11 protein-coding genes are annotated in these 11,962 nt (G+C 76.1%); 5 read left to right on the top strand and 6 right to left on the bottom strand.

Going from position 1 to position 11,962, the window contains the following annotated elements; genetic code table 11:
- Positions 1 to 739 (bottom strand): iron-containing redox enzyme family protein (locus ABD160_RS22650; protein WP_344025726.1); only part of this gene is annotated, 739 nt, incomplete at its 3' end.
- A gap of 258 nt (positions 740 to 997) precedes the next feature.
- Entirely contained in the window at positions 998 to 2,647 is a 1,650-nt protein-coding gene (locus ABD160_RS22655) for a hypothetical protein (RefSeq protein WP_344025728.1), read from the bottom strand.
- Between the two features lie 213 nt (positions 2,648 to 2,860).
- Between ABD160_RS22655 and ABD160_RS22660 the strand changes: the two genes are divergently transcribed.
- Genes ABD160_RS22660 through ABD160_RS22670 form a run of 3 tightly spaced genes read left to right on the top strand, consistent with a single transcriptional unit; the run spans position 2,861 to position 6,298 of the window.
- The gene (locus ABD160_RS22660) at positions 2,861 to 4,489 is read left to right on the top strand and encodes a gamma-glutamyltransferase family protein (protein WP_344025730.1); all 1,629 of its coding nucleotides are present in this window, start codon (positions 2,861 to 2,863) and stop codon (positions 4,487 to 4,489) included.
- Positions 4,482 to 4,910, top strand: a complete 429-nt coding sequence (locus ABD160_RS22665) for a RidA family protein (RefSeq protein WP_344025732.1) — start codon at positions 4,482 to 4,484, stop codon at positions 4,908 to 4,910. Before ABD160_RS22660 ends, ABD160_RS22665 begins: the two co-directional genes overlap by 8 nt.
- On the top strand, positions 4,907 to 6,298 hold the full coding sequence (locus ABD160_RS22670) for an MFS transporter (protein WP_344025734.1): 1,392 nt from the start codon (positions 4,907 to 4,909) through the stop codon (positions 6,296 to 6,298). Before ABD160_RS22665 ends, ABD160_RS22670 begins: the two co-directional genes overlap by 4 nt.
- Positions 6,299 to 6,549: 251 nt before the next feature.
- On the opposite strand, the gene ABD160_RS22675 is transcribed toward ABD160_RS22670, so the two are convergent.
- On the bottom strand, positions 6,550 to 7,002 hold the full coding sequence (locus ABD160_RS22675; protein WP_344025736.1) for a GlcG/HbpS family heme-binding protein: 453 nt from the start codon (positions 7,000 to 7,002) through the stop codon (positions 6,550 to 6,552).
- A 15-nt stretch (positions 7,003 to 7,017) separates the two neighbouring features.
- On the bottom strand, positions 7,018 to 8,445 hold the full coding sequence (locus tag ABD160_RS22680) for an aldehyde dehydrogenase family protein (protein ID WP_344025738.1): 1,428 nt from the start codon (positions 8,443 to 8,445) through the stop codon (positions 7,018 to 7,020).
- Positions 8,446 to 8,556: 111 nt separating this feature from the next.
- Between ABD160_RS22680 and ABD160_RS22685 the strand changes: the two genes are divergently transcribed.
- A complete protein-coding gene (locus ABD160_RS22685) occupies positions 8,557 to 10,338 on the top strand; it encodes a PucR family transcriptional regulator (protein WP_344025741.1) in 1,782 nt (593 codons plus the stop codon).
- Positions 10,339 to 10,420: 82 nt separating this feature from the next.
- The gene (locus ABD160_RS22690) at positions 10,421 to 10,705 is read left to right on the top strand and encodes a helix-turn-helix domain-containing protein (RefSeq protein ID WP_344025743.1); all 285 of its coding nucleotides are present in this window, start codon (positions 10,421 to 10,423) and stop codon (positions 10,703 to 10,705) included.
- Between the two features lie 9 nt (positions 10,706 to 10,714).
- On the opposite strand, the gene ABD160_RS22695 is transcribed toward ABD160_RS22690, so the two are convergent.
- Together ABD160_RS22695 and ABD160_RS22700 are read right to left on the bottom strand one after the other, a co-directional pair.
- Positions 10,715 to 11,302: a ClpP family protease gene (locus tag ABD160_RS22695; protein ID WP_344025746.1), complete on the bottom strand. Its 588-nt coding sequence runs from the start codon at positions 11,300 to 11,302 to the stop codon at positions 10,715 to 10,717.
- Entirely contained in the window at positions 11,299 to 11,907 is a 609-nt protein-coding gene (locus ABD160_RS22700) for a ClpP family protease (RefSeq protein WP_344025748.1), read from the bottom strand. Before ABD160_RS22700 ends, ABD160_RS22695 begins: the two co-directional genes overlap by 4 nt.
- Positions 11,908 to 11,962: the final 55 nt, after the last annotated feature.

Raw genomic sequence — 11,962 nt, forward strand, 5'->3', positions numbered from 1 at the left:
AGCGGCCCGGCGCGACGTAGGTGTCGTAGAGGGCCCGGGTGTAGGAGAAGCGCATCTCCGCGCCCCACCGGACGAACCGCAGGCAGCGCTGCTGCAGCTGCGGGGTGTCGGCGTGGTCGAGCACGATCTGGAACCCGCGCTCGCCGTGCACCTCGTCGGAGGTGATGTGCAGGTCGAAGAACTCGATCTCGTCCTCGGTGAACCCGTAGGTCTCGCGCAGCGGCACGATCTGCCTGCGGTAGATGCCGGGGACCTGGGACTCCAGCCCGACGACGAGCGCGGCCGTCGCGACCACGAAGTGCTCGCGCATCGCGACCGCGTAGCACCACGCCTGCAGGCCGCGGGTGACCGCGTTCATGTTGTCCGGGTTCTCGATGCGCTCCTTGCTGGTGCCGCACGCCTCGCCGAACCGGATGAGCAGGTCGGTGTGCCGGATGTCGGCCAGCTCCTCCTCGTACATGTTCTGGAGGGTGAAGTCCTTGGCGTCGGTGCAGTGGTCCGGGGTGTTGCCGTAGATGTAGCCGAGGTAGTCGGCGAACGGGCCGACGTAGTGGTAGTGGTTCTCGGCCCAGCGCGCGAAGTGCTCGCGGGTCAGGCTGCCCTCGGCCCAGGCGGCGCTGAACGAGGCGTTCTTCGCCTCGCGGCCGGTGATGGCGTCCTCCAGCGCGGCGCGGAAGTCCTCCCGGGAGAGCAGGGCCGGGGTGGCGTCGGCCGTGGCCTGGTCGGCGGTCAGGGTCATGACGAACCCTCCAGATGATCGGGTGGGGTGGGAACCGGGCGGGTCCTGCGGCGGGCCGTCACGGTCGCCGTCCGTCCTCGGTAGCACCGACGGTATGCGGGCCGGTGTCCCGGTTCCCTGGTCAGAGGGCACAAGAAGGCCGGGAACCTTGCAGCACTGTGCACCCTGCGGGCACCCTGCGCGGTCGCCCCCCGGCACGACGACGGCCCCGGTGCCGCAGGGGTCGCCCTGCGGCACCGGGGCCGGCCGGTCACCGGGTCAGAACAGGAGCACCGCGACCACGGTGGAGAGCACCAGCCCGGCCATCACCGGCAGGAAGCAGCGGCGGGCCAGCTCGATCGCCGGGACCCGGGTCACCCCGGCCACCACGAGCAGCGACGACCAGGCGATCAGCACGCCGCCGCCGGACCAGATCGATCCCATCTGGCCGATCGCGGCGAGCGTCGCCGGGTCCACACCGGCCGCCGGCGCCAGCGCACCGGCCAGCGAACCGGTGAGCGGCAGACCGGAGAAGCCGGATCCGTCGAGCCCGCTGAGCAGACCGACGGCGAGCACCCCGAAACCGACGATCAGCGGGCTGGTGGGGATGAGCCCCTGCCCGGCCACCACCAGGTCGACCAGCAGATCGGGTGCGGTCGCCTCCTCGGGCAGCCCGAGGATCGACGGTGCGAAGTCGGCGCTGCCCAGGAAGAAGAACCCGGCGATCGGCAGCACGACACCCATCGCCCGGAACGCGAAGACGAGACCGTCGGTCATGTGCTCGCCGACCGAGGTCAGCGCGCCGCGCGGACCGTCGAGCGTGACGCAGACCAGCACCACGAGGACGACCGCGAGGCCGCCGACCAGGGCCGCACCCGATCCGCCCTGCACCGGCGGGACCACCCCGAGCTCGCCCAGCACCAGGTAGACGATCATCAGGCCGAACGCGATCGGCACCGCCGCCGCGAAGAACCGGGACAGCCGCTCGGTGCGGGCGTCGAGCGGGGCCGGCCCATCGCCGGGCACCGGCCCGCCGGGGCCGTCCGTGCTCACTGCGCCACCGGGGCCGCCCGTACCGCCGGGGCCACCAGGCGGCGGCACGTCGGCACCGCCCGCCGGGCCGCCGACCGTCGAGCCGACGGCGATCCGCTGCTCGGCCTCGGCGGGCACCAGCGGCTCGGCGTCCGGCGCTGCGCCGGTGATCCGCCGCCGCAGCCGCCGGAGCAGCCCGGTCGACGGCCGCGCCCCGGCGACCACCCCGGACTCCCACTCCTCGAGGTTCGCGTCCGACGGTGCCCGCATGTGCCGGGCGAGCAGCACGGACATGATCACCAGCGCGGTGATCCCGGTGACCAGGGACAGGACGAACGCGACGTCGGCGACCCGGTCCGGATCGGTGCCCGCCGCCGCGGCGGACAGCCCGGGCGCCACCCCGATGACGTAGTCGCTGGACAGCGCCATGCCCTGGCCGGCGACGGCGATCGCCATCGCCGCCCCCATCGCCGGGAGACCGGCCCGGATCGCGGCCGGGACCAGGATCGCCCCGATCAGCGGCACCGCGGGCGTCGGCCAGAAGAACAGGCTGATCGCGAAGGTGACGACGATCAGCACCCCCCACGACGACCAGCCGCCGCGCATCACCTGCTGGAACGGGGTGACCATGCGCTGATCGGCGTGCATCGCGCGGAGCGCACCCAGCAGCGCCGTCACCGTCGCGATGATGAGGAAGATGTTGAACAGTTCCGCGGCCGCCGTCAGCGTCGCGTTGAAGATCGACTGGACGGCGACGATCGGATCGCCGGTCATCGTCCATGCGGTCCCGACCGTCGCGAGCAGGGCGGGGACCAGGACGTTCCTCCGCGCGATCATCACGCCGAGGATCAGCAGAACCCCGCCCAGATAGACCCAGTGTGCAGCGGAGAGAGCCACCGCGGCCTCCTTCCCGCCGGTCACCGGCGGTGATGTGTGGTGGTGTGACCGGACACACTCACAGCAGGGCGATCGCTCATCCAGGCCCACAGTGCACAGCCCGTTGATTTCCGTTTGTGCACGTTGCCGTTACGGCACAGTGCACTGGCCGGGCCGCCCGGACTGTGCAGGTTTCACGTAGTCGGCGGGGTCCGGGCGGTGGATCGTGCCCGCATGACCGTGCTCGCGCCCGCCCGCCCGTTCCCCGCGTCCGACCGCGTCCCGGCACTCGGCGCCGACGGCATGGTGTCCGCCAGCCACCCGGCGATCAGCCGGATCGGCGCCGAGGTGCTCGCCTCCGGCGGCAACGCGGTGGACGCCGCGCTCGCGATGGCCGCGCTCGCCTGGATCGCGCTGCCCGGCCAGAACGGGCTGGGCGGGGACACGTTCGCGCTGGTCCGCGAGCCGGACGGGCAGGTCTGGGCGTTCTGCGGGAGCGGTTTCGGACCGGACGGCGCCACCCCGGACCGCTTCCCCGGACCGGTGCTGCCCCGGCACGGCGCGCTGTCCGTGGCGGTCCCCGGCGCGGTCGGCGCGCTCGCCGCGCTGCACGCCTCCGGGGCGACCCGGCCGCTGACCGAGCTGTGGGCACCGGCGGCCCGCGCCGCGGCGGCCGGGCTGCCCTGCACCGCCCGCACCCGCGGCGACATCGAACGGCACCGGGAGCGGCTCGCCGCCGATCCGGGCACGGCCGCGGCGCTGCTGCCCGGCGGCGGGGTGCCCGCCGTGGGGGCCCGGCTCGCCCATCCGGAGCTGGCCCGCTCGATCGCCGCGGTGGCCGCCGATCCGGCCGGCTTCTACACCGGCGGGCTCGCGGACCGCGCGGTCGCCGCCCTGGTGGCGGACGGGGCCCGGTTCTCCGGGGACGAGTGGGCGGCGTCCGGCCGGGTCGTCCCGGAGCCGGCGCTGCGACGGCGCTACCGGGACTCGTGGGTGCACCAGACACCGCTCCCGACGCCCGGCTGGATGGTGCTCGACCAGCTCGCCGTCTGCGACGGGATGCTGCGCGACGGCGGAGAGGCCGCGGCCCCGCTGTCCGCCGAGGCGGTGCACTGGCTCGCCGGGGCGGCCACGATCGCGTTCGCCGACCGGTTCCGCACCGCCGGACCGGACCGCACCGGCCCGGACCGCGGCGGTGACCCGGCCGCCGTCGCGCAGGCCAGGGACCGGATCCGGGCCGGTGACTTGCCCGCCCCCGCCGGGGCCCGCCCGGACGGCGACACGACGTCGATGGTGGCCGTCGACGCCGAGGGCCGCGCCGTCGGACTGATCGGCTCGCTGGCGTTCACCTTCGGCGCCGGGGTCACCGTGCCCGGCACCGGCATCGTGCTCAACAACCGGCTCGGCCGCGGCGCCTACCTGATCCCCGGGCACCCCAACGAGCTCCGCCCGCGCCGCCGCCCGCTGCACACCCTGAACTCGTGGCTGGTCACCGACGACGACGGCCGGTTGCGGCACGTCGGCAACACCCCCGGCGGGGACGGCCAGGTGCAGTGGAACACTCAGCTGGTGTCGCACCTGCTCGATCACGGCGCCGGCCCGCAGGACGCGGTGGACGCACCCCGCTTCTCGGTCTTCCCGGGCAGCGACGCGGGCGATCTCGGCGCGCCCGCCGAGCTGCGCTGCGAGGACCGGCTCGGACCGGAGGTGCTGGCCGGGCTGGCGGCCCGCGGGCACCGGGTGGTGCCGGTCGGCGCCCGGGGTGCCGGCGGGAGCGCGCAGGTCGTGTCGGTCGACCACGACAACGGCTGCCTGGTCGCCGGAGCGGACTCCCGCCAGGAGGGGGTGGCGCTCGGTGTCTGAGCAGCGGGGGCCCGCGCCGCAGGGGCGCTACCTGCCGGCGCTGGTCGCCGGCGGGCTGGTGCACAGCGCGGGGATGACGCCGCGCCGGGACGGGCGGCTGGTCGTCACCGGCCGGATCGGGGACGGCGTGGACCCGGGCACCGCGACGGCCGCCGCCGGGCTGGCCGCCGGGAACGCGCTGACCGCCTGCGAGATCGCGGCCGGCGGCGCCGACCGGATCGACCGCCCGGTGCGGATGACCGTGTGGATCGCCTGCGCCGGACCGCACGCCGGGCTGTCCGCGATCGCCGACGGCGCGTCGGACGTGCTGGCCGAGCGGTTCGGCGCGGACCGGCTGCCGGTGCGCGCCGCGGTCGGCGTCGCGGCGCTGCCCGGGGACGCCCCGGTCGAGGTCGAGCTGACCCTGTCGCTGCGCCCGTGACGACCGGGGCGCCGGAGCGGGTCCGCGCCGGGCACCGCGCACCGGCCGTCTTCCTGGTGATCGGGACGTTCGCCAGCACGATCGCGAACACCCTGGTCGCGGTCCCGCTCGCGACGATGACCACGGACCTGGGCGCGCCGCTGTCCGCGGGCACGCTCGTCGTCGTCGCGTTCAACCTGACCTGTGCCGCGGCGCTGCCGCTGGGCGGCTGGCTCGGCGACCGGCTGGGCCGCCGCCGGGTGTTCCTGATCTCGATGGTCGGCGTCGCGGCCGGGGCGACCGGTGCGGCGCTCGCACCGTCGCTGGCCGTGCTCGTCGCGTTCCGGATGGTCCAGGGGGCGTCCGGGGCGCTGGTGCTGCCGACCGTCCTTGCTCTGCTCACCTCGGCCGTCGGGCCGGAGCGGCGCGGGCGCGCGGTGTCCTGGTGGGCCGCGGCCAACGGGGCGGGCCAGGCGGCGGGCCCGGCGGTCGGCGGGGTGCTGACCGATCTCGCGGGCTGGCGGTCGGTGTTCGTGGTGATCGTGCCGTTCGCGCTGGTCGCGCTGGTCGGTGCGTGGTGCACGCTGCCGCGGGCCGCCGGGCGCCCGGTGCCGCTGGAGGCCGGTGGCGCGCTGACGCTGACCGTCGCCGTCGTCGGTGTGCTGACCGCGGCCGCCGCGGCGGGTGCGGTCGGTCCCGGCTCCCCGGTGGTGTGGGTGGCGGCCGGCGCCGGGCTGCTGTCGCTGGTGGCGTTCCTCGTCGTCGAACGCCGGGTGCAGCGGCGGGGCCGGCAGCCGTTCGTCCCGCTCGCGCTGCTCGCCGACGCCCGGTTCGCCCGGTCCGCCGTGGCGGCGCTGGCCCAGATGCTCGCGCTCACCGCGACCCTGCTGACCGTCCCGCTGTACCTGGTGTCCGGGGCCGGCATGTCCGTCCGGGATGCCGGGCTGCTGGTGGTGACGCTGCCGCTGGCGATGACCCTGCTCGCGCCGGTCGCGGGGCGGCTGACCGAGCGCCGGAGCCCGCGGTGGGCGCTGCGCAGCGGACTGTTCCTGCTCGTGGCCGCGCAGCTCGCGCTCGCCGGGCTGCTCGCGGGCGGCGCCGGCGCGCCGCTGCTGGGCGCCGCCTGCGCGGTCGTCGGTGCCGGGATGGCGCTGACCCAGACGCCCGCCGCCGCCGGGGCGGCGCGGTCGGCGCAGGAGGCCGGGTCCGGCTCCGGGCTCGGGGTGTTCAACGCGCTGCGCTTCGTCGGGGCGGCGCTCGGCGGCGTGACGGTCGCGCTCGCCGTCGGTGACGCCCCGGCCGGGCGCGGCCCGGCCGCCGCGGTCGCGCTGGTCTGCGCGTCGGCGGCGGTGTGCGCGCTGGCCGCGAGCTTCGCCGGGCGGATCCGGGACGGGGACGGCCGGGCCTGACGGCCGGGTCTGACGAGCGGGTCTGACGGCCGGGTCTGACGGCCGGGTCTGACGGCCGGGTCTGACGGCCTGGTCTGACGGGCGGTGCGGCGGGCACGGCGGGCCGGCCTGCACGGCCGGGACGGGGACGGCCGGGCCTGACGGGCGGGCCTGACGGGCGGGTCTCACGGGCGTGCGGCGGGCACGGCGGGCCGGCCTGCACGCACGGCGGCCCCGCACCCGGACGGGGTGCGGGGCCGCCGGGGTACCGGTCAGGCCGGGACGGCCCCGGCCACGTGCTGCTCGAAGGCGGCGAGCGCGGCGGCGCCGACCGCCTTGTCCTGCTCGCCGTTGCCGCCGCTGATCCCGACCGCGCCGACCACCTGGCCGTCGTGCACCAGCGGGAAGCCGCCGACGAACACGGTGAACCGGCCGGTGTGCATGTGCTGGATGCCGAACGCCTCGTTGCCGGGCAGCGCCGGCCCGTCCGGCGCCTCGTTGAACAGGTGGGTGGCGCGCTGGTGACCGGCCGCGGTGAACGCCTTGGCGATCGCGATCTCGACCCCGGTCAGCCGGGCGCCGGTCATCCGGTGCAGGGCGATCGGGTGCGCGCCGTCGTCGGCGACGCAGATGGTCTGGCGGACGCCGATGCGCTCGGCCTCGGCCTCGGCCGCTCGCAGCACGACGAGCGCGTCGTCGAGGGTCAGGCGGTGGATGGTCTGCACGGATGCCTCCGGTTCTCAGGGGGTGAGGTAGACGGTCTTGGTGTCGGTGACGAAGTCGAGCGCCTGCCGGCCGCCCTCCGGGAACGCACCGCCGGAGGACGCCTTCCAGCCGCCGAACGGCGGTGCGACGCCGTTCCCGGTGGTCGGTCCGTTGATCTTGACCAGGCCGTACTGCGCCTCGGCGGCGAACCGCTGGGCGACCGCCAGGTCGGTGGTGTGGACGGCGGTCGCCAGACCGTGCGTCGAGGCGTTGAGGATGGTGAGCGCCTCGTCGATCCCGGCGATCGGCGACACCGTGCAGAACGGGCCGAACACCTCGCCGGTGACCAGCGGGTGCCCGTCCGGCACGTCGGTGAACAGGCTGGGCGCCACCCAGTGGCCGCCAGGATCGCGGTCCGGCACCGTGCCCGCGGTGGCGACCACCCGGGCGCCGTCGGCGACGGCGCGGTCGTGCAGCGCGGTGAGCCGGGCGAACTGGGCGGCGGTCGCGACCGGGCCGGTCGTCGTCGCCGGGTCGTCGCCCGGCCCGACCCGCAGCGCGCGGACCCGCTCGGCGAGCCGCGCCATCAGGTCGGCGGCCACCGGCCGGGCCACCAGCACCCGGTCGGTCGACGTGCACGCCTGCCCGGTGAGACCGAACGCGCCGGTCGCGATGTCGGCGGCGGCCCGGTCGAGATCGGCGTCCGCGCACACGACGGCGCAGTTGCGGCCGCCGAGCTCCAGCTGCAGCCGGGCCTGGCCGTGCGCCTGCTCCCTCATCAGCGCGCCGACCGCGTCCGAGCCGGTGAAGCTGACCGCCCGGATCCGCGGGTCGGCGAGCAGCCAGGCCATCGCGTCCGGATCGTGGCCGTGCAGCACCGGCAGCGCGTCCGCGGGCAGCCCGGCCTCGTGCACGATCCCGGCCAGCCGCTCGCCGACCCCGGCGGTCACCGGGGACGGCTTGAACACCACGGTGTTCCCGGCGGCCAGCGCCGGGGCGATCTTGCGGGCGGCCAGCGAGACCGGGAAGTTCCACGGTGTGACGGCGAGGACGACGCCGAGCGGGCCGCGCAGCGTGTAGGCGACGGTGCCCGGCGTCTCGCTCGGGAAGGTCGTCCCCTCCACCTGGAACGCGAGCTGGGCGGCGAGCCGGAACTGCTCGGCGGCCTTGCCGATCTCGCCGCGGGCGGCGGCGACCGGCTTGCCCTCCTCGGCGGTCACCAGCGCGGCGAGCTCGTCGCGGGCGGCGTCGAGCCGGTCGGCGACCGCGCCGAGCACGGCGGCCCGCCGGGCGGGGGTCTCGCGGGCCCAGCCCGAGCCGGACGCCCGGTCGACGGCGTCCCGGGCGTCCGCGGCGGTGGCCGGCCGGAACCGGGTCACCACCCGGTCCGGGGCGGCCGGGTCGGTCGTCCGGTGGTCCGCGGACGCGGCACCGGAGCCGGGAAGAGTTGGTGCGGGGTGCACGAAGAACCTCCGGCGGATTGTGGAGTATGACGGCTACCGGTGATTGTGGGTGCGGGCCAGCATGGCCTGCACTGGACGAAGTGCAGCCGCCCACGGATCGGATATAGGCAGATGGCACAGACCGAGCAGCCCGACCGGCCCGGCCGGGGCGCGCCCACCGCCGCCGTCGACCCGCCGGACACCGTGACGGTGGCCGATCTCCTGGCCGAGCCGTTGCTGCGCAACACGCTCGTCGCCGGCCGGGACGGCACGTCCGGGATCGCCCGCTGGTGCGTCCCGCTGTCCGAGCTCGACGACCCGGCCGACGGCGGGCCGGAGCCCGAGGCCGGTCTGGTCGTGCACGCCGCCGCGGAGCGGCTGCGCGGCCCCGCCGGCGAGGCCGTCGTGCACCGGATCGCCGCGGCGGGCGCGGTCGCGCTGCTGGTGCGCCTCGATCCCGGCGACGCCGCACCCCCCGCCGAGCTGCAGGAGTACCTGCCGCAGGCGCGGGCGGCGGCCGACCGGATCGGGCTGCCGCTGGCGCTGCTGCCGCCGACCGCCGGGTTCCGGGCCGTCAGCCATCTGGTCGCGACGAAGGTGCTGGCCCAGTCCACGCACGTGCTGCAGTACAGCGACCGGGTGCACCGCTCGCTCGGCGAGATCCTGGCCCGCGGCTCCGGGGTCGGGTCGCTGGCGCACGGCATGTCCCGGATGGCGGGCGCCCCGGTGATCGTGGTCGACCCGGACGGCGCGGTGCTCGCCCACGAGTCGGCGGGCGGCCGCCCCAAGCCCCCGCCGGAGCCGGTCGTCGCCGTGCTGCGCCGGCTCGCCGACGGCTGGGGGCCGGGCCCGGTGGAGTCCGTCGCCGTCGACCTGGGGACGGCCGGTGACGGGGACGGCGCTGTCGTCCCGCTGGCCGTGCCGATCACGATCGGCGGGGAGCCGTGCGGCCTGGTCGCGGTGCTGGAACCGGTCGGCGCGCAGGCCCACGACCGGGCGCAGCGCCGGATCGTCGCCCAGGAGGGTGCGGTGCTGATCGGCGCCGAGATGCTCCGCCTCCGCTCGATGACCGAGGCCGAGGAGCGGACCCGCGGCGACTTCGTCGTCGACCTGGTGCACGGCCGGTTCGCCGACGGCCAGCAGCTGGTGGCCCGGTCCCGGCACCACGGCTTCCTGCCGGACCGGACCTACGCGGTGCTGGTCGCCGAGCCCGATCCGCCGGTCGCCGACGACGCCCGCGCGGTGCGCCGCTTCCAGGCCGCCGCCCGGGCCGTGGAACGGCTCGGCCGTCCCGGCGACGCGCGCACGCTGGCCACCCAGCTCGGCGGGAACCTGGTGGTCGTCGCGCCGGCCGGCACCGGATCCGACGACATCCGCGAGCTCGCCGGTGCGGTGGCCCGGCTGGTCCAGGACCGGCTCGGCGGGACGGTGCGGGTCGCGTTCGGCTCGGAGGGGGCCGGGGCCGGCGGGACCGCGGTCAGCTACCGGGAGGCGCGCACCGCGCTGTCGCTGAGCCGCCGGGTCGACGTGCCCCCGGTCGTCGGCTACGAGGACCTGCGGATCTTCGTCGCGCTGCGGGAGCTGGCCGACTCGGCGAACGGCCGCCGGTTCGCCGAGGAGGTGCTCGCCCCGCTGCGCCGCGCCGACGGGCACCAGCGCAGCCTGGAGAACGTCGTGCTCGCCTACATCGCCGAGTCCGGGAACCTGAACGCGGCGGCCCGGCGGCTCGGGCTGCACCGGAACACCACGCTGTACAAGCTGGACCGGGTGTCCCGGGCGATGGGCATGGACGTCCGGTCGGCCGACACCCAGTTCATGGTGTGGCTGGCCCACCACGTCGACACCCTGACCCGGGTCACCGACGACCTGGACGCGGAGCTGGCGCCGCCGCCGTCGGAGGACCTCACCGGGTGATCCCCCACCGTCCCGCGAGCGCCCGTCCGCTCTGAGCGGAACGGCCGCGACACTCCGCCCGGCCGCACCTAGGCTCCGACCCGTGGAACCCCGGCCGACCCCCGAACCGCTGTGGCGGCACCTGCTCGGCGACCAGCTCCGGGCGGCGCGCCGCCGGCGCGGCGACACGCTGGAGGAGACCGCGCGGCGGGCCGGGATCTCGCCGCAGTACCTCTCCGAGATCGAGCGCGGGCGCAAGGAGCCCTCCAGCGAGATGATCGCGGCGGTGGCCGGGGCGCTGGAGCTGACGCTGGCCGAGCTGACCCGCGCGGTCGCCGGGACGCTGCGCGGGCCGACCTGCCGGGCGGCGTACGCACTGGCGGCGTGAGGGCCGGGCTCACCGGTCCGCCAGGACGGTGTCGAGCAGGCCGTACTCGCGCGCCGCGGCCGCGGTGAAGATCCGGTCGTGATCGGTGTCGGCACGCAGCGTCGCGACGCTCTGCCCGGTGTGCCGCGACAGGATCGACTCGATGTCGGCCCGGATCCGGACGAGCTCGTCGGCCTGCAGGATCAGGTCCGGGATCGTGCCGCGGCCCTGCGCGGCGGGCTGGTGCAGGATCACCCGCGCGTGCGGCAGCGCGGCGCGCTTGCCCTCCGCGCCCGCGGCGAGCAGCACCGCGCCGACCGCGACCGCCTGCCCGACGCAGGTGGTGGCGACCGCCGGGCGGATGTGCCGCATGGTGTCGTAGATCGCGAGCATCGCGCTCGGGTCGCCGCTGTCGCAGTTGACGTAGAGCTGGATGTCCCGCTCCGGGTCGTCGGCCTCCAGGTAGAGCAGCTGGGCGATCAGCGCGTTCGCCACCCCGGAGTCGATGCCGGTGCCCAGGTAGACCACCCGCTCGGTGAGCAGGTGCGAGTAGACGTCCATGATCCGCTCGCCGCGCGGGTTCTGGGCGATCACGTTCGGGATGGTGTAGCTGCTCACCGGACGGCCCCGAAACCGGCGGGCAGCGAGCTGCGGCGCGGCGCGATCTCGTCGAACCGGGAGACCACGGCGTCGACGAAGCCGTACTCGAGCGCCTCGGTGGCGGAGTACCAGCGGTCGTGCAGCGAGTCGGTGAAGATCCGCTCGATCGGCTGGCCGGTGTCCCGGGCGATCAGCCCGAGCACGGTGTCCCGGGTGTGCCGCAGGTCGTCGGCCTGCAGCTCGATGTCCACCGCGGTGCCGCCGATCCCGGCCGAGCCCTGGTGCATCAGGACCCGGGAGTGCGGCAGCGCGCGCCGCTTGCCGGGGGTGCCCGAGGACAGCAGGAACTGCCCGGCGCTGTAGGCGATCCCGAGGACCAGCGTGGACACGTCGCACGGGACCAGCCGGATGACGTCGCGCAGCGCCAGCATCGCCGGGACCGAACCGCCCGGCGAGTGGATCCACAGCGCGACGTCGCTGTCCGGGCCGGTCGCGGCGAGCGTGATCAGCTGGGTGGCGAGCAGGGTGCCGTTGTCGTCGTCCAGCGGGCCGTCGAGCACGAGGACGCGCTGGTCGAACAGGTCACGGCGGGCCCGCTCGTCGAACAGTGGGGTGTCGGTCATGGACCCACCGTGCCGGGCGCGGTCGCCCGATGGTCGCGGTTCTGCCGACGGCAGC

This window comes from Pseudonocardia kongjuensis (assembly GCF_039526905.1).
GTDB classification, from domain to species: domain Bacteria; phylum Actinomycetota; class Actinomycetes; order Mycobacteriales; family Pseudonocardiaceae; genus Pseudonocardia; species Pseudonocardia kongjuensis.